The 26,162-nt window shown below is 68.6% G+C and carries 13 protein-coding genes and 5 pseudogenes; 13 read left to right on the top strand and 5 right to left on the bottom strand.

Annotated features, from left to right (window positions below):
- The first annotated feature begins 15 nt into the window (after positions 1 to 15).
- The 4 genes and pseudogenes from BFN33_RS55265 to BFN33_RS22500 all read left to right on the top strand — a co-directional run bounded on the left by BFN33_RS55265 (position 16) and on the right by BFN33_RS22500 (position 11,225).
- Positions 16 to 8,775, top strand: coding sequence for a ricin-type beta-trefoil lectin domain protein (locus BFN33_RS55265; RefSeq protein ID WP_141757982.1), 8,760 nt, complete (start codon positions 16 to 18; stop codon positions 8,773 to 8,775).
- A gap of 88 nt (positions 8,776 to 8,863) precedes the next feature.
- On the top strand, positions 8,864 to 9,706 hold the full coding sequence (locus tag BFN33_RS52005) for a tetratricopeptide repeat protein (protein ID WP_176742444.1): 843 nt from the start codon (positions 8,864 to 8,866) through the stop codon (positions 9,704 to 9,706).
- A gap of 238 nt (positions 9,707 to 9,944) precedes the next feature.
- Positions 9,945 to 10,322 (top strand): annotated as a pseudogene (locus BFN33_RS22505) (XRE family transcriptional regulator); the annotation flags it as partial.
- Positions 10,323 to 10,538: 216 nt separating this feature from the next.
- Positions 10,539 to 11,225 (top strand): hypothetical protein, encoded by a 687-nt coding sequence (locus BFN33_RS22500; RefSeq protein WP_069761925.1) that lies wholly within the window; start codon positions 10,539 to 10,541, stop codon positions 11,223 to 11,225.
- 334 nt (positions 11,226 to 11,559) lie between these two features.
- Here the strand turns inward: BFN33_RS22500 and BFN33_RS22495 are convergent, their stop codons facing one another.
- The 3 genes and pseudogenes from BFN33_RS22495 to BFN33_RS54430 form a co-directional block, all read right to left on the bottom strand.
- Positions 11,560 to 12,198 (bottom strand): ATP-binding protein, encoded by a 639-nt coding sequence (locus tag BFN33_RS22495; RefSeq protein ID WP_370743307.1) that lies wholly within the window; start codon positions 12,196 to 12,198, stop codon positions 11,560 to 11,562.
- 327 nt (positions 12,199 to 12,525) lie between these two features.
- Positions 12,526 to 13,530 (bottom strand): hypothetical protein, encoded by a 1,005-nt coding sequence (locus tag BFN33_RS53220; RefSeq protein ID WP_176742443.1) that lies wholly within the window; start codon positions 13,528 to 13,530, stop codon positions 12,526 to 12,528.
- A gap of 27 nt (positions 13,531 to 13,557) precedes the next feature.
- A pseudogene (locus BFN33_RS54430) lies at positions 13,558 to 14,219 on the bottom strand (helicase associated domain-containing protein); the annotation flags it as partial.
- Positions 14,220 to 14,706: 487 nt separating this feature from the next.
- Between BFN33_RS54430 and BFN33_RS22480 the strand changes: the two are divergent.
- From BFN33_RS22480 to BFN33_RS55545, 4 genes are all read left to right on the top strand, one after another.
- Positions 14,707 to 16,293, top strand: a complete 1,587-nt coding sequence (locus tag BFN33_RS22480) for an ISL3 family transposase (protein ID WP_069761922.1) — start codon at positions 14,707 to 14,709, stop codon at positions 16,291 to 16,293.
- A 784-nt stretch (positions 16,294 to 17,077) separates the two neighbouring features.
- Positions 17,078 to 17,560, top strand: coding sequence for an ATP-binding protein (locus BFN33_RS22475; RefSeq protein WP_069761921.1), 483 nt, complete (start codon positions 17,078 to 17,080; stop codon positions 17,558 to 17,560).
- Between the two features lie 208 nt (positions 17,561 to 17,768).
- Positions 17,769 to 18,575, top strand: a complete 807-nt coding sequence (locus tag BFN33_RS22470) for an alpha/beta fold hydrolase (RefSeq protein ID WP_069761920.1) — start codon at positions 17,769 to 17,771, stop codon at positions 18,573 to 18,575.
- Between the two features lie 181 nt (positions 18,576 to 18,756).
- Positions 18,757 to 18,945 (top strand): DUF5131 family protein, encoded by a 189-nt coding sequence (locus BFN33_RS55545; RefSeq protein ID WP_218109022.1) that lies wholly within the window; start codon positions 18,757 to 18,759, stop codon positions 18,943 to 18,945.
- Here BFN33_RS55545 and BFN33_RS22465 read toward each other — a convergent pair.
- Positions 18,927 to 19,851 (bottom strand): annotated as a pseudogene (locus BFN33_RS22465) (alpha/beta hydrolase). The gene BFN33_RS55545 and the pseudogene BFN33_RS22465 overlap by 19 nt on opposite strands.
- Before the next feature lie 193 nt (positions 19,852 to 20,044).
- Between BFN33_RS22465 and BFN33_RS22460 the strand changes: the two are divergent.
- Positions 20,045 to 20,923 carry a helix-turn-helix domain-containing protein gene (locus tag BFN33_RS22460; RefSeq protein WP_069761919.1) on the top strand — a complete coding sequence of 293 codons (879 nt, stop codon included), beginning with the start codon at positions 20,045 to 20,047 and terminating at the stop codon, positions 20,921 to 20,923.
- Positions 20,924 to 21,493: 570 nt separating this feature from the next.
- On the opposite strand, the gene BFN33_RS22455 is transcribed toward BFN33_RS22460, so the two are convergent.
- Entirely contained in the window at positions 21,494 to 22,612 is a 1,119-nt protein-coding gene (locus BFN33_RS22455) for an NAD(P)/FAD-dependent oxidoreductase (protein ID WP_069761918.1), read from the bottom strand.
- Positions 22,613 to 22,664: 52 nt separating this feature from the next.
- On the opposite strand from BFN33_RS22455, the gene BFN33_RS22450 reads away from it, so the two are divergent.
- The 4 genes and pseudogenes from BFN33_RS22450 to BFN33_RS22440 form a co-directional block, all read left to right on the top strand.
- Positions 22,665 to 23,345 carry a TetR/AcrR family transcriptional regulator gene (locus BFN33_RS22450; protein ID WP_069761917.1) on the top strand — a complete coding sequence of 227 codons (681 nt, stop codon included), beginning with the start codon at positions 22,665 to 22,667 and terminating at the stop codon, positions 23,343 to 23,345.
- Positions 23,346 to 23,380: 35 nt separating this feature from the next.
- A pseudogene (locus BFN33_RS55540) lies at positions 23,381 to 23,883 on the top strand (hypothetical protein).
- Between the two features lie 51 nt (positions 23,884 to 23,934).
- A complete protein-coding gene (locus BFN33_RS22445; protein ID WP_069761916.1) occupies positions 23,935 to 24,339 on the top strand; it encodes a hypothetical protein in 405 nt (134 codons plus the stop codon).
- Between the two features lie 604 nt (positions 24,340 to 24,943).
- Positions 24,944 to 26,162 (top strand): annotated as a pseudogene (locus BFN33_RS22440) (ABC transporter permease); the annotation flags it as partial.

Raw genomic sequence — 26,162 nt, 5'->3', positions numbered from 1 at the left:
CTGGGGGGTTTACAAGTGAGTGGCAGACGGCGCTGGTTCATGGGCACATGGCACCGGAGATTCTTTGGTGGACCGGGGCTGTGGACCATTCCGGTCGCACTGTTCGCGCTGCTGGTGCCGGTGGCGATCGCCGGCGGTTTCGGCATGCCGGGCTTCCTGGCCGGCCATTCGGACGCTGACTTCGGCCACCACGGTGGCTTCTCGTTCGACGGCACGGTGTGGCGTCCCAAGAAACTGCCGGCTACCAAGGCCGTAGGGGCGCACCTCCTGCAGCCGAAGACTTCCCAGCACCCCAAGGGCTACGAGGCACAGCGCACGTACCGGGCACGGGTGGCCCACTGGCCCGAGGCCGGCACCGCCTTCGTCGACCTCACCCCGCAGACGAAGTCCTCGCAGACGAAGTCCCCGCAGTCCAAGTCCGCACAGTCCAAGTCGAAGTCCAAGCCTGTGAAGGCGGGTTCACTCCCCGTCTGGGTGGCGCCCGTCGACACCGAGCACGGCGTCAACTCCGTGCGCGTGCAGACCGCGTCCCACAGTCAGACTCTGCGCACGGGTGCCAACGGCATGCTCGTGGGAATCACCCCCTCCGGCACGACGTCCGCACATGGCAGGGTTGAGGTGGTCATCGACTACTCGTCGATCGCCCGCGCGTACGGCGGCGGTTACGGCTCCCGGCTCCGGCTGGTGCAACTGCCCGGCTGCGCGCTGACCACCCCGCAGAAGGCGGAGTGTCAAAAGGCCACCCCACTGAAGTTCACCAACCGTGCCTCCGCCGAGCAGCTGACGGCGACCGTCATCCTGGGCTCCGGCTCCACCTCCGGCGACGACGGCTCGGACGATCCCGAGCCGACCGACGGCACGGCAGGTGCGACGCCGACGGCCGGCGCGGCCCCCTCACAGTCACCGGACACCACCAGCACCGCGCAGCCGACCACCGGCACCGAACCCCCGAAGCCCGACGACCAAGGCGCCACATCCTCCGGACCGTCCGAGATCGCGAACGGCCCGGAGACGATGTCGGAGCACACCGCACTGCTGAGCTCGACCGAGGCCACTGGCACCACCGCACTCGCCGTGACCTCCGGCACCTCTGGCTCCCAGGGCGACTACGGCGCCACGCAGTTGTCGGCCGCGGGCACCTGGCAGGCGTCCGCCACCGGCTCCTTCACGTACTCCTACCCGATCTCCGTGCCGGCCGCGATCGGAGGCAACGCGCCCTCGGTAGGCCTGAGTTACGACTCCCAGTCCGTCGACGGGGAGAACACCGCCCGCAACTCCCAGGCCTCCTGGGTCGGAGACGGCTGGAGCTACCAGGTCGGCTACGTCGAACGGCGCTACCGCGGCTGCAGTTCGCTGCTGGACTCCGACGGCAAGAAGCTCGTCAAGGGCTCGGCGGACGAGTGCTGGGGCGGGGACAACGCCACGCTCTCCTTCGGCTCCCACTCCGGCGTGCTGGTACCCGACGGCCTCGACTCCGCAGTGGCCGGCGAAATCCGCCAGTGGCGCATCCAGGGCGACGACGGCACGGTCGTGCAGGAGCTGTCCGGTGCGGCCAACGGGCTGCACGACGGCGTCTACTACCGGGTGCTGACGACGGACGGCACGGCCGCGTACTTCGGCGCCGATCACTCGCCGAAGGACCCCGGCAACGGCGCCACCATGCCCGCCGATCCCGCCGACGCCTCCACCCACGCCGCGTGGGGCGTTCCGGTCCTGCACCCGCGCTCCACGGACCCCTGCCACGACGACACCAAGGGCAAGGCGTCGCAGTGCGACAAGCCCGAAGGCTGGCGCTGGAACCTCGACTTCGTCGTGGCGCCGGACGGGTTTGTGCAGCGCTACGACTACACCACCGAGTCCAACTACTACGACCTCGGCGGTGGCCAGGTGGCCGCGACCGACGACCCGGACGACACCGGCACCCTCACCTCCTACACCCGCGGCGGCGCGCTGACGCTGATCTCGTACGGCTACACGCTGGACGACGAGCAGGCCGGCCGCACCCCCGCGGCCGAGGTCGACTTCGGGCTGGCCCAGCGCTGCCAGACCACCAGCACGTTCACCGACTGCTCGGCCGGCAACCTCAAGGACTCCACCGCCACCCACTGGCCGGACGTGCCGTGGGACCTGCACTGCGACTCCACCGACAAGACCAAGCTCCCCGACGGTGCCACCACCGTCCCCGCCGACGTGTGCGTCACGTCCGGACCCAGCTTTTGGACCACGTCCCGCTTGGACTCCATCACCACCAAGGTCCATGTGAAGGCCACCGACCAGCTGACGGCGGTCGACACCTACAAACTGGCCCAGGTCTACTCGGACGCGGGCGGTACCGTCGACCCCGTCACCGGCACCACGGTGGATCCCAAGGACGCCGGAATGCTGCAGGCCGTGATGTGGCTGCAGTCCCTGCGTCACACCGGCAAGGGCACCTACGACAACGGCAACAGCGACATCGCGCTGAACCAGGTGTCGTTCACCGGTACCGAGATCGACAACCGGGTCGACGACGATTCCCCGTCCGCGCCCCCGCTGTACCGGCCGCGCATTTCCAGCATCCAGACGGAGACCGGCGAGTCGATAGCCGTCGAGTACAACTCCGCGCCCTGCGCGGGCAAGACGCTGTCGATCGCTCACGCCGACAGCAACACCGAGTTCTGTTACCCCGTCTACTGGACGGTCCCTGGCGCCTCCAAACCGATCGCGGACTGGTTCAACAAGGTCACGGTCGACAGCGTCGTCACGTCCGACCTGACGATCGCCGGCCAGTACAAACCGGACGCCCAGAACAACCCGGCCGGCTCCGAAGCGCAGATCTCCCACTACAGCTACTCGGACCCGGCCTGGCACCGCGACGACGACGCACTGACCGACGACCAGTACCGCACATGGGACCAGTTCCGCGGTTTCCGCACCGTCACCGTGCAGACCGGGCAGGCCCCCGAACCCGTCACCCAGCAGACCACCACCTACCTGCAGGGCATGGACGGCGACTACAAGGCCGACGGCACCCGTCGCTCCGTCACCGTCGACGCCAAGGTCGACGGCAAGACGGTTCTGAGTGTCATCGACGCCGATCAACTGGCTGGCACCGACTTCCAGGACACCGGCTACACCCAGGCCGGCGGCAAGGCCGACGCGGTCAGCATCAACGGCCCGTTCACGTTCGCCAGCACGGCCTCCGCCGCCCAGACACCCTGGACGGCCTGGACCCAGGACGACAACCCCGGCGAAACGAAGCCCGACGCGTCCACCCTGCCCGACCTCACGGCGCACCGCATCAAGGCCAGCAGTTCCCTGCAGTACGAGCTCCTCGCCGACAACACGTGGCGGCACACCAAGACCGACACCACGTACGACAGCCAGGGGCGGCTGGCCACCGTCAACGCGCACGGGGACGGCGTCGACCCGAAGCAGGAGAAGTGCGCCACCACGGCGTACGCCGACCCGCCGCCGTCGAACACGATGATGCTGTCCTACCCCGACCGGGTCACCTCGGTCGCCGGTGACTGCGCCACCGCGGCGAGCGCGAGCAATCTGCTGACAGACAAGAAGATCTACTACATCGGCGACGGCACCCCCGCCCAGTTGGGCACCTTCGGGAAGGTCTCCGCCTCCGGCGAGTCCACCGCGACGCAGACCGCCACCGGCTACACCGGCACGACCGAGAACTGGCTGACCACCTCGGCCATGACCTACGACGGCGCCGGCCGCGTCACCGACTCCTACGACGCCACCGGACAAAGGACGCACACCGACTTCAGCCCTTCATGGAGCGCCGCGGGCGGTAACACCAACGCCACCGGTGAGACTTCCACCAACAGCAAGGGATGGAAGGTCGCCACCACGCTCGATGCCCTGCGCGGGGCCACGCTGGAGAGCGTCGACGCCAACGGCCGCAAGACCGACATGACCTACGACGCGCTCGGCCGGCGCACCGCGGTGTGGCTGCCCGGCCGGGACAAGGCCGCCGGCCAGAGCGCGGACCACACCTTTGCGTACTCCATCAACCCCGGCGCCGTCCCCGCACCGGGCGACACGGTCAGCCAGCCCGGCGCACCGACATCCGTCACGTCGAAGACGCTGCGCGACGACGGCACGTACGCGACCTCCGTCGCGATTTACGACGGCATGCTCCAGCCGCGCCAGACCCAGGCCACCGCCATGGGCGACTCCAACTCCGGCCGGGTCGTCACCGACACCTTCTACGACTCCCACGGCTGGCAGGTCGCCTCCTACGCGCCCTACTCGGAGCCGAACAACTTCCCCTCCACCACGCTGTACGCGGCGAACGAGAACCAGATCCCTTCGGAGACCACCACCACCTACGACGGTGAGGGCCGGCCCCTGAAGGAGACCCTCTGGCACCAGGCCGTCGAGCAGTGGCACACGTCCACCAGCTACCCGGGCGCCGACGAGGTCGACAGCACGGCACCGGCCGGCGGCCGTTCCACCGCCTCGTTCACCAACGCCGTCGGCCAGACCACCAGCACGGTCGTAAAGAACACCGGCTCCACCGTCACCCTGACGGGCGGCTCGGTCATCCCCTCGGGCACGTCGCTGACCTCCGACAGCGTGCGCCTGACGATGCAGTCCGACGGCAACCTCGTGCTGTCCGCCCTGGCGACCGGCGGGACCATCTGGTCTTCGGGCACCTCCGGCCACGCCGGCGCCTGGGCCAGGTTCGGCACCGACGGCAACCTGGTGATCTACAGCACGGCCGCGGCCCAGCTGTGGACCACCGGCCTGACCGCGAGCACCGGCGCCACCTTCCAGGTCCGCAACGACTCCACGGCCGTCGTCGCCGCCGCCAACGGCACCACCATGCTGTGGAAGCAGGGAACCGCAGGAGCCGTCGCCGCCGCGAACACGACCACCAGGTACACCTACACCCCGGCCGGCCAGGTCGACACGATCAAGGACAACGCGGGCAACACCTGGTCCTACACGTACAATCTGCTTGGTCAGAAACTGACCCAGACCGACCCCAACACCGGCAGGACCAGCTTCGACAAGTACGACGTCGCCGGAAACCTGCTCCAGGTCACCGACTCCCGCGGCCAGGCGCTGTCCTACACCTACGACTGGGACAACCGCCCCACCGCCGAGTATGACGCCCCCTGGTCCTCGACCCCCGACCAGTCCAAGCTGCTGGCCTCCCATGTGTACGACACGCTGGAGAAGGGCTACCCCACCTCCTCCACCCGCTACGTCGGCGGCGCCTCGGGAGCCGCGTACACCCAGACTGTCACCGACTACAACACGGCCTACCAGCCGCTGGGCACCACGCTGACCATCCCGGCGTCCGACGGCTTCGCCGCAGCGGGCCAGTCCAGCGCGCCCGCCTCCGGCAGCGTCACCTACACCACCACCAACCGCTACACCGACACCGTCGGCCTGCTGTCCACCACGCATTTCCAGGCCGACGGCAACCTGCCGGCCGAGGACATCGACTACGGCTACACCCAGCAGGGCAATCTCGACGGCATCGGCGGCTTCATCAACTCCGCCAACACCCCCGCCTACCTCGACACCACCGTCCACGACGCTTTCGGACGCGTGCTGCAGGCGAACTACGGCCGCACCGGCAAGGAACTGGCGACCTTCGCCCAGTACGACGCCACCACCGGGCGCGTCACCCAGAACAGCAGCATGCTGCAGACCGCGACGTCCGCCCTGGACGTCACCAACTTGCGCTACAACCAGGCCGGCGAACTCACAGCGATCGACGACCTGCAGGACAACACCACCCACGACACCCAGTGCTTCACCTACGACTCCTTCCAGCGGCTGACCGCCGCATGGACGGACACCGCGGGCGTCACCGACCCGAGCGCGGCCACGCCCGGCGCGGTCGGCGGCTGCAACACCGCACGGGTGCAGACCACCACCACGTCCCCCATAAAGGCCACCACCGTCGGCGGGCCGGCCCCGTACTGGCAGACGTACACCTACGACCAGCTCGGTGACCGCACCGGCACCGTCAACCACGACACCGGCGGGAACGCCCTAAACGACACCACGCAGGCCATTACCTACCCCGGGGCGAACGGCACGGCGTCGGCCACCCTGCCTGACCAGGCGGGCATGGCCACCCTCACCAACCCCTCCGGTACGGCGACCATCGCCTCCACCTACGCCGACCCCGCCTACGGCAATGTGAACGCCGGCGACACCATCAGCCGGAAGGTGACCACCACCGGCCCCCTGACCAGTGCCTTCACCATCTCCGGCGGCGGCAAGCGGTGCATCGAAGACGCAGGCGGCTCCACAACCGCCGGTACCAAGGTGCAGATCAACACCTGCGGCGGCGCCACCAGCCAGAAGTGGACCATCGGCACCGACGGCACGGTGAAGGTCCTCGGCATGTGCCTGGACACCACGGGCAACGCCACCACCAGCGGCACCCTCGTGGTGATCGACACCTGCAAGACCGACACCACGCAAAAGTGGAAGGCCACCACCTCCGGCACCCTGGTCAGCAACGCCAACCCCGCGTTGTGCCTGACCGACCCGGCCGCCTCCGCCACCACCGGCACCCAGCTCACCCTCGCCGCCTGCGGCGGCAGCGGCCAGACCTGGACCAACGCCGCCACGGGAGCCGTTCCGGCCGGCCAGAACCAGGCCTTCACCTACGACGCCGAAGGCCGCACCGCCACTGTCGCGACGACCTCCGGCACCCACACCAACACCAGCAAGTACCTCTACGACGCCCAGGGCGGTCTGCTCGAGCAGACCGCCGCCGTCGACGGCACCGCCAAGACACGCGTCCTCTACCTCTTCGGCGGCGCCGAGCAGATCACACTCAACGTCTCCGCCAAGACCTGGACCGGTCTGCGCAACATCACCGGCCCCGACGGCACCACCGTCACCCGCTCCAGCACCGGCACTGTCACCTACCAGGTCGCCAACGGCCAGGGCACCGCCGTCACTGCCGTCGACGCCTCCACCCTGGCCGTGACCCGCCGCTCCTTCGACCCCTACGGCAACCCCCGCGGCACCAAGCCCGGTGCCTGGGTGGCGGCGGACGAGAACCACGGCTTCCTGGGTCAACCCGCCGACCCTGTAACTGGCCTTGACCTGCTCGGCGCCCGCAACTACGACCCTGTCCTGGGCCGCTTCCTCAGCCCCGACCCCGTCTTCGAGACCGGCGACCCCAATCAGATGGGCGGCTACACCTACGCCGGGGACAACCCGGCCAGCGGATCGGACCCGAGCGGTCTCATGCTGGCGATGATGGACGGCGGCGGCGGTGGCTGCGACGCCAAGTGCGCCGCGGCCAACGACAAGGCGTACTACGCCTCCACCACCTCCTCCAGCGGAACGAAGAAGCACAGCAGCGGTGGCTGCTCGGGCTTCTGGGGCTGCGCCGGGCACTACTTCAAGAAGGCCCTCCCGGTCGCCGAGAAGGTCGCGACGGTGGTCGCGGTCGTCGCCGTGGTCGTGGTGGTGGTCGTGGCGGTCGCCGCCTGCACCGAGACCGTGGTCGCGGCCCCCGCATGCGTCATGGCTGCCGGAGAGGCGATCGGAGCGGTCGGCGGCCTGGCCGGCGGCGCCGACTGCATGGCAATGGGCTGCGGCGGCGGCGAACCGATGAGTGGCGAGGAAGCGGATTCACCACCCGCAGCAGGTGGTGCCGGTGAGGGCGGCGGGGCCCCGAAGGCCTCCGCCGACGCCGCACCGCACGAGGCCGGCAGCGGCTCGGGCGACGCGGCCGCCGCCTCGGGCGCGGGCAAGGAGTCCACCACCGACTCCGCCGGCACCAACGCGGCGGCGCCCAAGAAGGCCGACTCCCAGGGCGAGGCGGCCGCCTCGAGCAAGGCGGCGGCCGCACCGGACAGGCCCAGTACGGGCAACTCGGGTACCACGGCCCGCTCGCAGTGCAGCTTCTCGCCCGAGACCCCGGTCCTCATGGCAGGCGGCAAGACCAAGGTCATCGGCAAGATCAAGACCGGCGACAAGGTCGAGGCAGCCGACCCCGAGACGGGCAAGCACCATGGCGCTCGCACCGTCCAGCACATTTGGATCAACCACGACCAGGACCTGCTCGACGTCACCGTCCGCGGCAAGGACGACCACACAGCCACCCTCCACACGACGGCCAACCACCCCTTCTGGGATGACACCACCCACTCCTGGAAGCCGGCCGGTGAACTCCACCCCGGAGACGCCCTCAACACGGCCGATGACGGCCACGCCTCCGTGGTCAGGACCCGGATCACGCCCGGGACGGCGAATCGCTGGAACCTCACGGTCCACGAACTGCACACGTACTACGTGCTTGCCGGCGACGTCCCGGTCCTGGTTCACAACACGGGTTGCCCGACAGCTGCCGCCCTGCGCGCGGCGCCTCATCCCAGCAACGTGTCATTCGCTGCATCGGTGAACTTGGGGAGCAAGACGGCAGCGGAAGCCGGGGACATCCAGGCAGCCAGCGGTTTCGCCACGGATATCCCCGCCGGTTACGGGAGGGCGATGCCTGATCAGGTGCACGCAGCGATGCCGACCGATCGCACACCATTCTTCTTCGATAATTCCGGAGGAGCTGGGGCCTACTACCTGTCCCATGCAGAAAAGCAGGCTTCGACTCTGCGTCCGGGTATCGCGATTTCCGTCAGTCGAGATATGTGCGACAACTGTATCGGCTGGTTCCAGGACAGGGCCGCTCAGCTGGGCGCCCACCTCTACGTGTCCGACCCGACATCTATAAATGTATTTGCACCGGATGGGTCATGGATGGCGTACGACTATCCGCCTTGGATGGGTGAGCCTTAGTGGCGGTAGGTCTGTGGAGGTGGTCCATGCGGTAGGATCACCTCCACAGACCGGCGGCCACCGTGCTGCTGATCACGAGGAGATATTCGTGGGTGAAGCGGTGTCGAGTTGGCGTGTATTCCCTGAAGGAGTTTCCATCCAGGAACTCCTGGAACGCGGTGACCAGGCTGCGGATGCCGGAGATTTCGTCTCTGCCGGTAACTGGTATTTTCATGCCAAACGCAGGGGGTCGGCGGAGGGGCGGGACAGGGCTCGGGGACTTCAGCCTCGACTGGAGATCCTGGCCGATCAGGGAGACCTTGACGCGAAGGTCCTGGTGGCCGGCCTGCTGATGGAGCGTGGCGAACAGCTTCCGCGCGCGGTCTCGTTGCTGGAGGTGGCTGCCAGTGAGGCTGTCGTCGAAGGAATGCGGGAGCTGGGGTTTGTCCTTGCGGGGGGCATAGGCACAGCTCCGGATCCGGGCAGGGCCAACGATCTATACCGTGCTGCCGCTGAGGCGGGCGACGGCTATGCGGCCTTTAATCTCGCGGTTAATTATTACCGCGGGCATGGAGTCGGAAAGAACTTCCGAGAATTCGCAAAGTGGTTGCAGGCGGCCGGTGAGCTAGGAATTCCGGAGGCGTGTGCCGTACTGGGAGACCAGTGTGCGAAAAAGGGTCTCTACGGCGAGTCGTTGCAGTGGTACATCAGGGCAGCCAGATCATCGCATGTCCCCGCGATGCTCGTAGCGGCGCGGTGCTATCGGGACGGTATCGGAACTTCCGTCGACCTGGTTCAGGCAGTTCGCTGGCTATTGGCTCCGCTTGACCGCGGAAACGGGGATGGGGTTCACGACGCGATCGAACTGGCTGGTTCGATGACGGTCGAGCAGATCCGTGAGGCCGGCCGACTTTCTGGCCATGCGGATGAGGCTGAGCTGCTCATCCCCTAACAGATCATGCGGTGGCTCATCTGGCTCTGTCCTTCGTTGATACTCCGGCCTCTTGGCCGGGGAGGAAACGAAACTGCTGCGGAGCAGGGCAGGGGAAACCGGTTCGCCGCCAGGGCGGAACCGGCGTGAAACTGGACTCTGGTCAGGCTCTGTTGGGGCGGGTCCGTCGTCCTGGTGGAGCCGGAAGAAGGCTGTGGACCTCGACCCGGGGCTCCGGGCCGGCGCTGCTGGCGTTGGTCGAAAGCCCCGCCCGGACCTCGCCGTGCGCCTGGAGCACGAGGTGAAGATGCGCTGGCAGCCGCAGATCCGCGCCAAGGCCCGCCAGTGGGCGGCGACCACCGGCGGCATCGTCGTCGATACCCGCGTTCGCCTCGGCTACACCGCACCGATCGGGTCGACCGACCAGGACCGCATCCGCCACCCGACCGTCGCCCTGCCCCCGCAGCACGCCGCCCGCCTCTTCGATACCCAGGAGGCCGGCGCCACCGACCAGCAGCTGAAGGAGATCACCGCTGAAGCGCTCAAGGAGGTGTACTTCCAGGACGGCGGCCGCCGCGCCGGAACCCTGGAAGGGGTCCGCTTCACCGACATCGAGCACCTCGAGTTCGACCTGTAGATCTCGAACAACCCAGGCGACTTTGTCCTTGTGCCACTTCTGCCGGAGAGCCGCGGTTCACCAGGCCGGCCGCGTAGGCCATGCGTCTCAGTTCCGTCTTGGTGGGGGTGCGATGAGCCGGATCCTGCTGATGCCAGCCCGCCTCGCTGCCGACCCGGGAAGCGCATCCAGCTGGATTCGCGGTGTCCCGAGCAGCGCGCTGGATAGATTGCTGCGATGAAGCTGCCTGCGTACTGGATGACGCGTCCTGCCCCACCCCCGGACCGCACAACGTCGGCATCCTTCGACCGACTGCTGGACCAAGCGCTCGCGAACGGTCCCGATGAGCCCATCGAATACCGGATCCAGGCGCCGAAATGGCAGTTCCTCTGCCATGCCGCAGACCGCGGCAGACTGCTGTTGCACGGCTCGGGCGACCCGGCGATCAGCCGCTTCGAGCCCCGGCAGCCGCACGACAGCAGCGAGTTCGGCAACCGGCACGCGGTCTTCGCCGCCAGTGACGGGCTCTGGCCGATGTACTACGCGATCCTGGACCGGGACCACCACCCGATGTCGTTGATCAATGGCTGCGCCCGCCTCGACAACGGCAGCGAGCGCCTCGGCGAGCCGCACTACTACTTCTCCATCAGCGCGCAGGCGCTCAAGCAGCAGCCCTGGCGTCCCGGCACGGTCTACCTGTTGCCCGCCGGCACCTTCGAGCTGCAGCCGCGGATGCGGGTCGGCGATGTCCTGGTGCAGCCGGCCCAATGGGCAAGTCCCTTACCAGTGACCCCCGTCGCCAAACTGGCCGTGCAGCCGGAAGACTTCCCGTTCCTGGACCAGATCCGCGGCCATGACGATGAGCGGGTCTGGACCCGTGCCGCCGCGGACCCGGATGGCTTCCCCTGGCACGACGAGGCATGACGCATGCGCCGCGACGCCTGAAGAAAGGCGCGGCCCCGATATCGTGTCCCGGGGGGCCTGCGTGATCCGGCGCAACGGCCGGACGGTGTCGGCGCCACGCCCATTCCACGCCGTTTCTCGTAGTGCGTCGAGCTGTTCCTGGGTGAGCCTGTCCCGCCTCACGCGGGTGTTGGAGACCCAGAATCTGTTCGCAGTGTTCGTGGTATCGGCTGGTGGGGCGCCTTCCCGTTGTGTCACCGGTCATTGAGATGCCCAGGTGGGTGGCCGTTGGAGGCCCAGGCTGGTGGCCATCAGAAAGCCAGTCATGTGGCCAGTGGTGTTCCCGGGGTGGGGGTCAGTTCAAGGGGACCACCCCCTTCCCGGCGAGGGCCTCGGCGAGGCGATGCGAGTCACCGGTGGTGGTCACGAGATGAGCGTGATGCATGAGGCGGTCGGTGCTCGCGCCCGCGAGAGTCTTCGGCATGATCGTGTCGAAGCCCGAAGGGTGAATGTTGCTGGTCACAGCGATGGACCGGCGTTCGTAGGCTGCGTCGATGATCCGGTAGAACGCCTCGGCGGCGTCTTCCCCGACGGGCAGCAGGCCGATGTCGTCGATGACGATGAGGTCCGCGCGGCAGATCCGGGCGACGGTCCGTGCGGTGGACCCGTCGACCTTCGATTTGCCGATCGCGGCGCTCAGCGTCTCCAGGGTGAACCAGGACGCCCGCAGGTCCTTCTCGATCGCGGCCTGGGCCAGGCCCTCGGTGAAGTGGCTCTTGCCCGTCCCCGACGGGCCGGCGATCACCAGATTCTCGGCGCGGCCGATCCACTCCAGGGTGATCAGGGAGTTTTGGGCGGGTTCGGGGATAGTGGAGTCCTCGGCCCGCCAGGAGCCCAGGGTCTTGCCGGTCGGGAAGTTCGCCGAGTGGCGGCGAAGACGCCTCGTCGCAGCATCGCGGCCAGTGACCTCCTCGGATATCAGCAGCCGCAACACCTCGGCGGGGTCCCAGCGTTGAGCTCGGGCGGGCCAGCACGTCCGGGGCGGCTTTGCGCATATAGGGCACGCGCATGCGGCGCATGAGCTTGTCGAGCTCCTCGGGCAGGGCCGGGGCCTGGGGAAACGTCATGGTCGTTAATTCCTTCGTCGGTCAGGATTGGCGCCGATAGGCTCGACGGGTGATCGATATGCAGGTGCGCGGTGACAGCGGCGACGTCATAGCCCGGGCCGAGGGCGGGGTGGAGTGGACTTCCGCTTTCGGTGATCTGAATCCGGGGCTGTTCCCGATGCTCTGGGGCTTGATTCCCTATGGGGATGCGGTCTTCAACCATCGGCAGGTGTCGCTGCTGCTGGCGGAACTCGACCGGCTCCCGGCCGCTTGCGGCGGTGACTGGGTCGGGCAGGCTCGCGAGTTGTGCCAGGTAGTCGAGCAGGGGTCACACCGTTATCTGTGGTTTGTCGGCGACTGACCGCAGAGTCGTGCGTCAACTTCCTTGAATTCGTTGCCCACTGGCCCAGGGCTTGCCAGCCGATGGTTCCGTTCTGGACGGAGTGGGCCTCGTCCGCGCGGACGACCTCGCCGACGGGCTTGCTGTCCGCAATGTGTCCCAGGATCGAGAGCAGGTCGTCGTCGGCGAAGCGCCCGGCCGTGGCCGCAAGTCCCAGGGCTTGGTCGACTATGTCGTTGCCCAGGACGGTGGCCAGCTCGACCGCACGGGCCATCTTGGCGCGGATGCGGACCGCGCCAGCGGGGCCGGCCTCCTTGAGCCAGCGTCCCGCGCCGGGGCCGATGCCGACGAACGCGAGCTCGGCTTCCGAGCGGGGCCGCAACCTCGGCTGGTGGATGCTGCGGCCGTCGGGGTGGTCGGGGTAGTGCTCGTCGATGATCTGCGGAACACCCGGAGTGGAAAGTTGTTGGCGCCAAATCTCCGAGAAATCACGGGAGTTGGTGCGGGCGGTGATGGACAGTTCTTCGCCGACCACCCGGCACCACACCTTGGCACCGGTATAGCCCGGCGGGGTCGAGTAGCGCACCGCGTTGAAGCTGATGGTGCGGTCCGAGCCGACCAGTCTCTCCTCGCCCAGCGCAAGCGCGAGCGGCTCGATGGGCAGGACATGCAGCGTGGTGCGTTCGATGTCCAGACGGTCGGCGGGTATCTGCCCGGTCGCCCGGTGACGGCGCGAGTTCACCGCATCGCACCAGGTCAGGCAGGCGTCGGCGAGCTCGGCGAAGGTTTCGTAGGCGGCCAGCAGGTTCGCATACCACTGGTCAGATGGCCACCCACCTGGAATTCCGGTGGCCGTCAGCCTGGACTCAGCTGGCCGCACATCTGGCCTTTGCCACGGCCGCCGTCACCGTTGCACCCACTGCGTGAAGGCCGCCAGGCCGCGCTGGAAGGCCTTTGGTTCCTTGCTCGCCCTTCGTCGCAGGCTTGGCCACCGGAGCGGGGGACGGTGCCTCAAGTGGCTTGATGCCAGCTTGGTCAGCCGTTCCTGCTGCTCGCTGGACAGCAGCTTGCAGGTGCCCGGATTCTCCTGCCGTTGCAGCCGCTTGCCCGGGCCGTCGTCCTCGAACGGGACCCCGTGTGCAATGTCGGGCAGGATACCGCCGGGTTCGTCGACGTCGGCGAGGACGCGGTAGTGGCGCTGCCAGTCCAGCGGGCATGGGCTGTTCCACTCCGGGTCGACTGCAGCCAGCCTATGGTGCGCTGTGGCGCCCGCTCCAGGGCCTTGCCCGATCCGCCCTGCCTGCGCAGGTTGGCGATGTGCTGCCCGATCGGCACCATCGCCTCGTCCGCACCCCACATCTCTGGTCCTGGTGGGGTGCGAGGTGGCCCGCGGCGCGCCGGTAGGACCAGAGCGCGGCGCCCTTTGCCTCCAGGCCTGTTCGCCGGGTTCCCAGACCGTCCCGGGGTTTTGAGGCGTCCAGCAGGTTCTTGCGCCGCTCCCGAACTCCCGGCCCGTAGCGCCTTCCGCTGTTGGTCGACCCAGTGCCCGAGCGGGAAAGTCGAGAAGACCATACGGGAAGGCCGGTACGAGGCCATTGCCAACGGGTGCGTCTGCTGGCCGCTGCTTCCCTTCCCGCTGACCTGTGGCTGGGGGGCGCTACCTCCCGTACCGGCGTGGGGAAACTTTGTCGTACGCGGCTGTGCGCCGGGGGACCTGCTGACGGGCTCCGGCCGCGGCGCGACCGGCTCGGGCTCTTTGCCAGGCGCACCGCGTCCGCTGCGCACACGGCTGATGCCGCGGGCGATACCCCCTGGACACGCCCACCTGGCCTGCCGGACGGCCCGCCCCTGCCGGGTGTCGAAAGCAGAACGGCATGCGCTCTGGCAACGCTCGTCGGCGGGGCATTCAGACACGCCAATGCGTGCCTGCCGTCGTCCAGTGCAGGTGGTACCTCGAGTGCTGTCGACGATCAAGATTTTGGTTCTGGCCGCGATTCCGTGAATCCCCAGGTCGGCGTTCGACTGCGGGAACGTTTCTCGTGGGGATTGCCCTGGTATGGGGGCTGCCGCGGTCGAGGATGTGCTGTTTCCCGGGATCGATGTGCGTGTCACGGCGGTGCACGCCACAGCGGAGAGAGTCGCGGTGGAGGCGTCGTCGTGTGGGCAGCCGCCGGCCTGCCCGGACTGCGGCTGGCCGGGACGTCGCGTGCACTCCCGGTACGTGCGCCGCGTGGCCGAACGCCCCCTGGTGGGGCGGGCGTTGGTGATCCGGCTCAGTGTGCGCCGCTTCTTTTGTGAGCGGGCGTCTTGCTGTCGGCGGACGTTCGTCGAGCAGGTCCCGGATCTGAGCGAGCGGTATCGCCGTCACAGCGTTGGGCTGCGGCGATGGATGCAGGCCGTCGCTACGTTCCTGGGCGGTCGTCCCGGTGAACGCCTATGCCGGGTCCTGCAGTTACCCACCGGCCGTACTCATCTACTGGGCCTGCTCACGGCCCCGGCGGTGCCCGAGCGCGCTCCGCGGGTGCTGGGTGTCGACGAGTTCGCCTTCCGCAAGGGCTGGCGCTACGGAACCGTCCTGGTCGACATCGAAGCGGCCCGCGTGGTCGATGTCCTGCCCGACCGGGACGCGGCCTCCTTCGCTACCTGGCTGCGCGAACATCCCGGCGCGGAGATCATCTGTCGGGACTGGGCCAGTGCCTATTCCAGTGCCGTCCGTGAAGCGGTTCCAGAAGCCCAGGAGGTCGCCGATCGCTGGCATTTGCTCCACAACCTCTCCTCCGCGGTCGAGAAGACGTGCCATCAACACCGCTCCTGCCTGCGTAAACAGGCTGAAGCCGATCGCGATGCGGAGCCCCGGCGGATCATCAATCCCCTGCCACCGCCGACGTTGCCGCCCACGAAGATCGCTGTCCGCACGGTCGACCGGTACTCCGACGTCCATCGCCTGCTTGGGCACGGGCACTCCGTCTCCGAGATCGCACGGCGACTGCACCTGGACCGCAAGACCGTCCGGCGCTTCCGCGACACCGACCTCGACGAGCTGCTTGCGTCCGCACGGCTCGGGCGCCCCAAAGGGGTGCTGGAGCCGTTCACCGCCTATCTGACCGAGCGGTTCACCGACGGTGTGACCAGCCCGACCGACCTCTTCCACGAGATACGCGAGCGTGGCTACCAGGGCAGCGACCTGCCCGTGCGCCGCTACGTGGCCGGGCTCAGGACCGGCACTGTCGAACCTGCCCGCGGCGCCATCCCAAGCCCACGCAAGATCACCACCTGGATCATGCTGCCCCGTGGCACTCTGAAGCTCCGCGAGGAGGAACAGCTCCTCAATGTGCGGCTGACATGCCCCGACATCGCCCGGGCGTGCGATCTCGCCTGGACCTTCCACGACCTGCTCCAACAACGGCGCGGCCACCAGCTGTTGACGTGGATACGCGAAGCCGAGCGCGACGCGCCGGCGGCCATCCTGTCCTTCGCCCAGGGCCTGTGCCTCGACCTCGACGCCGTCACCGCCGGCCTCACCCTTCCATGGAGTTCGGACATCGTCGAAGGCCATGTCAATCGCATCAAGACGATCAAGCGGGCCATGTACGGCCGAGCCTCGTTCCGCCTCCTCCGCACCCGCATCCTGCTCCGATCATGAGCAGGGATTCACGGAATCGCGGCCAGAACCAATTTCGCGGTCGTCCACAAGTACGTCCGCCGAGGCCCGGCCACCGACGTAGTCCTGCTTCGCTTGCTCGTACACATCGAGGGCACGCGCCGGCTCTGCGCGCATCGTATCGGTGGCACCTGGCTGGCCGGGGGCTGAAGGAATGGGCTCACACGGCCTCACCGAACGCGGTGATCTCAGCGAGCGCCGACTCGTCACGCCACGCTCAGCCCGGATCTACGCCCTGCCGACCGAAAGCGGAAGCACACCCGAGCGTGTCCCGACCAAGGGGCACCAGGCCAACTGAAGGACGCACCACAGGCGCACCTCGGACAACTCTGCGTGACGGGCATGGGAAAGGTGAGCCGAAGCTCGATGGTTGTCACGAAGGCAGCGTTGTTATCACCACGATCGCAGGTCCGGGTGGGTGGTCCACCTCGCCCGATACCGCTACGACCGTCCCGTCGGCCACGGTGGTACTGCACACACGCAACGGTTCGCCGGGCTGCTTTCCAAGGTCACTGTCCACGCATCCGGTGGTCAGGCCGCGCGGCTTGAAGCCACCGGGCACGGGCATGAAGAGACCTGGCATCTGTCCACGTCGACCGCCTCACCTGAGGGTGGATCCCGGTCCCGATCCAGCTCGGCCACGGCACCACGCATACCCGGATGAACCGCACCCCGGATGGCGGCATCCGCAGGTGTGGGCGGCTGGTGGTCGGGCATACGCGGTAGGGAAAGCCGCCCTTGGGGCGAACGCAACGAAAGAGCCCGCATGGTCACTCCGCTCAGGAATCAGGCGGCAGATGAGCAGGGCACGGACGAGCAGGCCGCGCTGCGTTACAGCGCCGCCTGGACCGACGGCGCGGCCCGCGCCGCGGACGCGCGCTGTGCCCTACGCGCGTTTCTCGCCCACGCCCCGCGAAACGGCCGCACTCGCGTGCCAGCCCCTCTGGCGCTGGACGCCGAACTCACTGTCAGCGAGCTGGTCACCAACGCCATCCGGCACGCTCCCGGTCCCTGCGGGCTGCTCCTGCAGCTGTCCGGGGAAGAACTGACGATCACCGTGTGGGACACCTCTCCGGAGAAGCCGACGGTGCACAAGGGCGACCGGTACCGCATCGGCGGTCACGGACTGCACCTGGTGCACACGGTCAGCCACAGAGTCGTCGTCGCCTCCCAGGCCGCAGGCAAACGGATCACAGCTCACCTGCGCCTCCGTGCCGGCAACAGGGGTTCCCTTCCGGCCTCCCGGTGAAGCGGAGTAGGCATCGCAACCGTCGTAGAGGCGGAGGTTCCGACGAAATGCGGCTCGTCAGGTGGCGGAATGCCCATCGCGCCGGTTGGCGGGCGTTCGGCCAAACGGCTCACGCACCTGGGCGCTCTGCTGCATCGTCGCGTTGCGGGTCGTTCAATCGGCTGCGGAGACTGAGGTGAACGGCGGTATCCCAGAGAGGCTCGCGGCGATGGGCGAATATGTGGAGCTACCCGGCGTGAAGACGTGGTACGAGGCAGAGGGCGCCGGCGACCCGCTGCTCCTGCTGCACGGCGGTTTGTGCACGAACGAGACGTGGGGAGCCCAGCGGGCCGATCTCGCGGCGAGGTACCACTCGTTCCTGCCCGAGCGCCGCGGCCACGGGCACACACCGGACGTCGAGGGACCGCTGTCGTACCAGGACATGGCCGACGACACCATCGCCTTCATCGAGTCGGTCGTCGCAGGCCCGGCCCATCTCGTCGGATGGAGCGATGGCGGGATTGTCGCCCTGCTCGTCGCCATCGCCCGCCCTGACCTCGTCCGGAAGGTCGTGGCCATGGGGGCCAACTTCCTCCCCGGCCCGGAAAGCGTTGCGGCGCCGGCGTTGCTGGATCACATGTCGGCGGATGCCCCCGATATGGCGGCGTTCCGTGGGATGTACGAAGCCGTGTCCCCAGACGGCGCCGAACACTGGCCGGTCCTCGTGAACAAGGTGCTCGACATGATCCGCACGCAGCCAACGATCTCCACCGACGACCTGGCCTGTATCAGCGCGCCCACACTCGTCCTCGTCGGTGACGACGACCTCATCGCACTCGAACACACGATTGCCCTGTACCGCGCGATCCCCGACTCCCAACTGGCCGTCGTCCCGGGAACCTCTCACGCGCTGCCGATGGAGAAGCCCGAGCAGGTCAACCGGCTCATTCTCGGCTTCCTCACGAACGACCCGGTCCCCACGATGCTCCCTATCCGACGCGCCAGGGGGACGTCATCAGACGGCAGTCCGGCATAACGCCAGGGAGTCAACGTTTCCTGCACTGGGTGAGGGACTGGCATGTCGGACAGGGCTGGTGGCGGGCCGAGTAACATCACCACCCCCCCCACGTCGAGGCCACGACCGACGGTGATCCGCGGACCAGCGGCCCGGGGTTCGGGGTCACGGCGCACGAGGGCGCCTTGTTCGAGTCGCTGCGGTGTATCGCCCGCGCCAGGTGTTCGTGAAATCCCTCAGCGACATCGGCCATGCCCGTGTCCCCACGGAATTCGTGGCCGGGACCTTCGCGATGATGGCGTTGGCGCCGCGGCACCAGTTTCAGGTCCTCACCAGGCGGCCCCGGCGTTTGCGTCCGCGGAGGAGTGCTCCTCAGTCGGTGATGAGGTGAGTGGCGTAGAAGTCGGTGAGCTTGTCGATGGCGAGGTCGATGTACTCCTTCTTGTCGTAGAGGTCGACGTGACTGGCGTCCTTGATCCAGTGGATTTCCTTGGGGCCGGTGGCGCGCTGGTGGGCCTCGACGGCCATCCAGGCGGTGACGGCGCGTTCGCCGATGATCTGGAGGATGGGGCGGGGACCGATCAGCGGGACGGCGAAGAAGGCGTCGTGCGAGGCCATCCTGTCGATGCTCTCCCAGGCGAGGGTCTTCGCGGAGCGTTCGTGCCGCCCGCGCGGGGTGCAGTAATACTCGAAGCCTTCGACGCCGTGCTGGCCGCCGAGTGCGCGGGCCTGCTCGGCAGTCTCCGGGAACATGGTCATCGTGCCGGGGTCCTCGCCGCGTGCCGGCGGCGCTGCGTGCCGCTGCGGCGGCGTCCAGCAGGGCCTGGAAGACGGCCGGGTCCTGGGTGCCGTCGGCGCCGAGACGGAACTGGCGGGCGGGCTCGGCGGTGGACACGGTGGCCACGGACTTGACGCGGTGGTCACCGCCGGTGGCGGCCAGCGCGTAGCTGCCGGAGGCACAGATGCCCAGCAGACCGATGCGGTCGGCGTCGACATCGTCGCGGGTGGTGAGGTAGGAGACGGCAGCCTTGAAGTCCTCCACCCGCTGGGCGGGGTCCTCCAGGCCACGGGGCAGGCCGCCGGACTCGCCCTGGTAGGCGGCGTCGAAGGCGAGGGTGACGAACCCGCGCTCGGCCATCCGCTGCGCGTAGGTGCCGGAGGCCTGTTCCTTCACGCCGGTGCCGGGGTGACCGACCACGAGCGCCGGAAAGGGACCCGACGCCGGCGTGTCAGGGGTGTAGAGGTGGCCGGCGAGCGGGATGCCGGCGCTGTCGAAGCTGACGGTGGTGCGGGCCATGAGGACTCTCCCTGAGACGTGATGACGTGTTGTTACGGCCGGCCGTAGCGGACTCGGGGCCCGCACCCTGCCGGGCACACATCCACGTTCTGTCAGTCTCCCTACGAGCGGGAGAGCCAGGTTTCTGCCTGGGAAAGAACTTGCCCCCTCACAAATGTGCCGTGGCCGTCGGGGTGCGACGACACTTGTGAGCATGAGTGCAGACTCCGACTCCCGGGCGCTGGGCGCCTTCCTCAAGGCCCGCCGGGCTCAGCTGACACCGCAGGAGTGCGGCCTTCCCGATCCGGACTCCGCACGTAGAGTCGCGGGACTGCGCCGTGAGGAGGTCGCCCAGCTCGTCGCCATCAGCGTGGACTACTACATACGACTGGAACAGGGCCGCGTCCGGGCGTCGGTACCCGTGCTGACCACGCTGGCCCGCGCCCTGCGCCTCGACGGCGACCAGGAAACGTACCTCTACGAACTCGCCGGCCGGAGCGACGCCCGCCCGCGCCGCCGACGCCCCGCCCAGCGCCTGCGTCCCGCCATGCGACGTTTGCTCGACCAGCTCACCGAAACCCCCGCGCTCGTCCTCGGCACACGCCTTGACGTCCTGGCCTGGAACCCCGTCGCCGCAGCCCTCTACACCGACTTCGCCGCCCTCCCGGCGAACCGGCGCAACTACATGCGGCTGCTGTTCACGAACCCGGTGGTCCGACAACTGCACCAGGACTGGGCCCACGACGCCCGCGAAGCAGTCGCCGCGCTGCGCATGGAGGCAGCGGCCGACCCCGACGATCCCGACCTCGCCCAGCTCGTCGGCGAACTGTCCCTACAGGACCCCGACTTCCGCACCTGGTGGGCCGAACACCGCGTCAACAGTGCCAGCTACGGCACCAAGCACTACCGCCACCAGCTGGTGGGCGATCTCACCCTCGACTGCGACACCTGGACCAGCCCCGACGGCTCCGGACAGCGCCTGATGATCCTGACCGCCGAACCCGGCAGCCCCTCCCACGACGCCCTGCGCATCCTCACCTCATGGACCATCCGGCAACCGAGCACCGACCGGCCGGGGGACGTGTCGCGCTGACCACCTGGACACCCGAGGATCTCGCCCCTTTTCACCGGGTCCGAATCCCTCGTCCTATCCGCCGGGGACCACGGACACGGCGCCCATGGCGCCGACAGACGGCGGGCGGCGGACACGGACTCCAGCGCGGCCCGGCGCCGCCGGTACGGCCACCCGGTCGTGTCCGTCCCGGACAGCCGCAGCAGATCGAACGCGACGAAGTGGGGCCGGCCGCTCCTCCGCCGCCCGGGCCGCCCCGGAACCACGCCCGCCAAGCTGGTTCGCCGGCCGCTCGAAAGCCGAGGCGGCCCGTGGCATCCCATACGACCAGCGCGCCGTTCAGCGCGGTGGCCGTCCGGCAGCTGCGCGGCACGGCCGCGTCTCGGGGAACGCCGGGAGCAACTGGGTGCCGAGCCTGGAGCGCAGCACCACCCGGCCCGAGACCAAGGCCCGGAACCCGTCCTTCTCCAGACTTTGACGTGTTTCATGAGACGGTCCAGCGGTGGTCTTGCCGGTAGGGGTTGCGGCGGAGCCGCACTGTTCCGTGAAGCCATGGCGAGTTGTTGATACTGGTGCTCTCGCGCTGGGCAGTCAGGATGGCTGGACTTGGTCGAAGAGGGCGAGGGCTTCGGCGGGGTCCGGGCTTACGAGGCGTTCCAGACCGGCCGTGGTGATCTTCGCCCACCTGCTGGCCCGTGCCCACATCTGTTCCTCGAAGGCGCGGACGGTCTTGTCCAGGTCTTCAGGGCCGGTGGCGATGGACTCGGCGAGTTCGGCGCCTTCCAGCATCGCGAGGTTCGCGCCCGCCCCCAGTGGGGGCATCAGGTGGGAGGCGTCGCCCAGCAGCGTCACCCCGGGGACGTGGGTCCAGGTGTGGGACACGGGCAGGACGTAGAGGGGGCGGTGGGCGAAAGCGGTGCCGTGGTGGAGGAGGTTGAGGACGGGAGTGGCCCAGCCGTCGAACAGGGCCAGCAGACTCGATCGCACGGCTTCGACGTCGGCCAGGTCCAGGTTCGTGTGCCAGTCCAGCGGCGCGCGGAACTTGGCGTATACCTTGACGTGGCCGCCGCTGTTGCGCTGGGCGGTGAGCGAGCGGTTCACGCCGTACACAGCGACGGAACCGTCGCCGATCAGCCGGGCGAGGTCGGGGTGGCGGGTGTCGATGTCGTCGAGGAAGGTCTCGACATAGGTGACACCGGTGTAGTGCGGTGTCACCGACGAGACCGCCGGGCGGACCCGGGACCAGGCGCCGTCCGCGCCGACCACGAGGTCGAACGTCTCCTGACGCCCGTCCGCGAAGTGGACCAGTACGCCGTCCCGGGTCCCGGGCACCACCTGCGTCACGCCCCGTCCCCACTGGACGTCGAGAGGGCCGAGCAGCAGGTCACGGAGTTGCCCGCGGTCGATCTCGGGATTGGCCCGATCATCTGGACGGGGTCGCCAGTCGCGCAGGACGGTCCCGGCCGTGTCCAGGATGCGCATGGCCTGTCCCTCGGGACGGGACAGCGCCTGGAACTCCGCCAGCAGTCCCGCCTTGTCCAGTGCGAGTTGGCCCAGCCCTTCGTGCAGGTCCAGCGTGCCGCCCGGGGGGCGGGCGTCGGGGGCGGGATCGCGTTCGAGGACGGTGACGGCGTGACCATGACGGTGCAGGACGCGGGCGAAGGTGAGACCGGCGGGGCCGCCCCCGACTACGGCGATACGATGTCTCATACCGATACACTGTATTTCTGGAGTGCAGGCATCGCAACAGAACGGTGTGACCATGACTGTGTGGGACCGGCCGGAGCCGCCGGCTCGCCCCGTACCCCTCGACCGGGAGCGGATCGTCGCCGCCGCCATCGCACTGGCCGACGAGGGCGGCCTTGCGGCGGTGTCGTTGCGCAAGGTCGCCGCCCGACTGGAGGCCGGCCCGATGCGGCTGTACGGATACATCTCCACCAAGGAAGAGCTGTACGACCTCATGGTGGACGAGGTTCAGGGCGAGATCCTCCCCGAGGAGCAGCCCGGCGACTGGCGGGAGGCGCTGCGCGTCCTGGCCCACCGCACCAGGCAGGCCGCGCTCCGTCATGAATGGCTGGCCGACCTGCTCGGCGGCCGCCCGGCCCTGGGCCCGAACGGCCTCGCCGTGGCCGAGTCCACCCTGTCCGCCCTCGACGGCCTGGCCGACATCGACACCGTCATGCGCGCCGTGGAGACGGTCAGCGCCTACTTCACGGGTGCGATCAGGCGCGAGATCACGAATCTGCGTGCCGAGCGCGCCACGGGCCTGTCCAAGCACGACTGGCAGCGCGCCCACGGCCCGTACCTGACCAGAGCGCTGGCCACGGGCCGCTTCCCGGCGCTGAAAAGGGCCGTGTACGACGGCACCGACGTGGACGCCGAGGCCTCCTTCGCGACCGGCCTGGATTGGGTCCTCGACGCCGTGGCCGCCAAACTCACTTAGAACTGTCTTGATTGGCGTTGAGTCGTTGCTCCGGCATGGCGACAGCGGAACGACCCGTGCCTGATGGGTTGTGGGAGACCTTCCTGAACGTGGCGCCGAAGCCACCAACTCGTGTGCACGGTGGGGGCCGTCGTCGATGTGATGACCGCGCCGTGCTGGCCGCGATCATCTTGGTAGCCAGGTATGCACCTGGTGACAACTCCCGCTGGTTCTTCGGCGCTTTCTGGCGGACGGTCCATCGTGGCGGTCCACGCCGTCGGCGGCCCGCCAAACCGCACGCAGACAAGGGCTTCGACTTCGACCACTTGCGCAACTGGCTACGGCAACGGCGGATAGTGTTTCGGCGTGCCCGCCGCGGCGTTGAGCCGTCGGCTCGTTCGGGGCGGCATCGCTGGGGGGTGAGCGCATGTCATGGCTGAACGGCTGCCGCCGACTGCATCGTCGCTATGAACGGAAGGGCTGAACACTTCCTCGCTCCGTTGGATTGGCCAGTGCCCTCATCTGCTACCGCTGGTGTGCACGGGGCGGATATCCGTGAAAGCGGCAGGGGAGAGCGCCAGGTAGCGTGACGAGGACGGGAGGAGTAGGAGTGAACGTGGTGTGGGCGGCGACGGCACTGGAGACCGGCTGGTTCTCAGGGCTCGAACGGCACTCGAATGTCCAAGAACTTGAGGCTCACATCAAGGCCCTCGGAACCGGCCTCGGCCAGGGCTACCTTGAGATCCGGCGGCCGGACGGCGATCTCCCCTACTTGGCTCTGGGCTTCAAAGGAGACCACGCTGTCCTCCACCTCTTCGACACCTCTGGCGGAGTGTCTCTTCGTGTAGGCGATGATTCCGCGGCACCGAGTGCCGAGGTCGAAGTGGTGATCATGGAAGAACTACACGCGTTCACCGGAGACGTCGCACTGTCCATGGATCATGCCTGGGACGTCGTTCACGACTTCATCCAGACAGGGACGCCTGGTGAACTGAGTGATTGGTACGAGTTGTAGGCAGGGCTGCATCGCCAACTGAGAGATCTCCTTAGCTGCCGACGCGACGCCTTGCTCCTGCCCGAGCGTCAGTCGTGGGTATGGCGAAGGTCTGTCTTCGTGACTGACCGCAGATCGCGATGGCAACGAACAGCCGCTGTAGCCGGTGGGGGAGGGCGCAGCCGCGCCACGAAGTCCACGACCGCGGTGTCGAGCTGTGTTGGCAGCGCTTTCCGATGCGCCATGTCCTACACCCGTTCCTCCCCGCAGCACGTCCCCCGCGTGCCTCAGCCCGATCGCAACGGCTCACCCGTCCACGCTCCCCAGGGGACACCGCGTCGCGGCGACCCGTGCCGGAGTCTGCCCGGCGGGGGCAGCCGGGGGCCGGTACCCGAGGCAGCATCAGGAGACGATCAACGTTTCTTGTGTGGTTGAGGTGATGCCTGGTAGGAATGTGACGCACCGTCACCGTCACATGTTCGATTCTGCGGGGGTTCATGTGGTCGCCACGGCCTTACCGTCTTCGCCGCGGCGACGCCCGGGTGCTGCGCGCCCGGCCCGGCGGCGGCTTCCCGCCGTTGTCAGGCGGGCCACGCGGCACGGGCTGGTGCTGGGCGCTGTCGCGGTGACCGTGCTGCTGTGTGCGACGGCGCTGGCCGCGCTCGCGGCGCTGGCCGGGAGTTCGGTGCAGGCCGGGGCCGTACGGCGGCTGGCTGCCGACCTCGACGCGCAGGTGGACGTCAGCGCGTCCTTCCGGGCCGAGGGGATGGCCGCCGCCGATCGAGAGGTGCGGGCCGCCGCCGACCGAGTGTTCGCAGGGGTGCCACAGCGGACCTATGTGGGGCTGCTGGGCGTGTCGCCGGTCTCGGTGACAGGGATTGACGGGGTGGCCGGCCCGCCGCGCGGTCCCGGAGGCAGTGGGCTGCATCCGGTCGCGGTGCAGGAGGGGGGCAGGTTCGGGCAGTTGGTCGCTGGGCGGTGGCCCGCCGGCACGGCCGACGTCCCGGCCGACGCGTTCACCTCGCTCCCCGATGTCCGGGTCGCCACCGGATCCACCGCCCCGGTCGACGCGGCGGTGCCCGAGGTGTTGGCCAAGCGTCTGGGCATCAGAGCCGGTACCGCTCTTCAGGTGCAGGACGCCTTCGGGCGCGCCATGACCCTGCGGATCACCGGTGTCTTCCGGGCGAGTGGTGCCGTCGGGTTCTGGCCCGCCATGGCCGGTGACCTGACCCGGGGCCAAACCGCCGACCAGCACCTGCTGGTGGTGTCCGCGTCGGCCCTCAACGGCAGCGCCGCCCTGAACGGACATCTGACAGCCCACTGGAGTGTGCAGCCGGACTTCTCCCGTATCGACGCGGACAGCCTCCCCGGGCTGCACGACCGGCTGCGTGCCTTCTCCGGCAGCCAGAGCCGCGTGTCGGTGTTCCACGGGCGACAGCCGTCACTGGACGACCTGAGGGTGACCTCCGGTCTGCCGGACGCGATCGACGACCTGACGGTTCCGATGGTGGCGGCCCGCTCCTCGCTGTACCTGCCGAGTGTGATGCTGGCGGCGCTCGCCCTGGCCACCCTGGTGCTGGCCGCTCGTCAGTTGACGGTGCGTCGGCGCGATGAGCTGGCCCTCCAGCGGGCCAGAGGCGCCGGGACCCTGCGGTTGCTGCGCGGCGCGGCGGCCGAGTGGGCGCTCACCGGCGTCCCGGCCGCCGTCGCCGCGCCCTTCCTGGCCGGACTGCTGCACCCCGGCAGCCGCGGCACCGGCGTATGGGCGGCGGTGGGTCTGACCCTGCTGGTGCACGCCGCGGCGGTGCTGCTGCCCGTACTGCCGTCGCCGCGGACGGGTCCGG

Origin of the sequence: Streptomyces sp. LUP47B, assembly GCF_001746295.1 — a bacterium.
GTDB lineage: Bacteria > Actinomycetota > Actinomycetes > Streptomycetales > Streptomycetaceae > Streptomyces.
Note: the sequence above shows the minus strand (reverse complement) of the source record. Positions and strands in the feature narration are given on the sequence as shown.

Bases quoted from the DNA above. Each gene is read 5' to 3' on its own strand.
- BFN33_RS22500 (WP_069761925.1), top strand. From the start codon at position 10,539: ATGAAGCTGCCTGCGTACTGGATGACGCGTCCTGCCCCACCCCCGGAC.
- BFN33_RS22480 (WP_069761922.1), top strand. From the start codon at position 14,707: ATGGGGGCTGCCGCGGTCGAGGATGTGCTGTTTCCCGGGATCGATGTG.
- BFN33_RS22475 (WP_069761921.1), top strand. From the start codon at position 17,078: ATGGTCACTCCGCTCAGGAATCAGGCGGCAGATGAGCAGGGCACGGAC.
- BFN33_RS22470 (WP_069761920.1), top strand. From the start codon at position 17,769: ATGGGCGAATATGTGGAGCTACCCGGCGTGAAGACGTGGTACGAGGCA.
- BFN33_RS22460 (WP_069761919.1), top strand. From the start codon at position 20,045: ATGAGTGCAGACTCCGACTCCCGGGCGCTGGGCGCCTTCCTCAAGGCC.
- BFN33_RS22455 (WP_069761918.1), bottom strand. From the start codon at position 22,612: ATGAGACATCGTATCGCCGTAGTCGGGGGCGGCCCCGCCGGTCTCACC.
- BFN33_RS22450 (WP_069761917.1), top strand. From the start codon at position 22,665: ATGACTGTGTGGGACCGGCCGGAGCCGCCGGCTCGCCCCGTACCCCTC.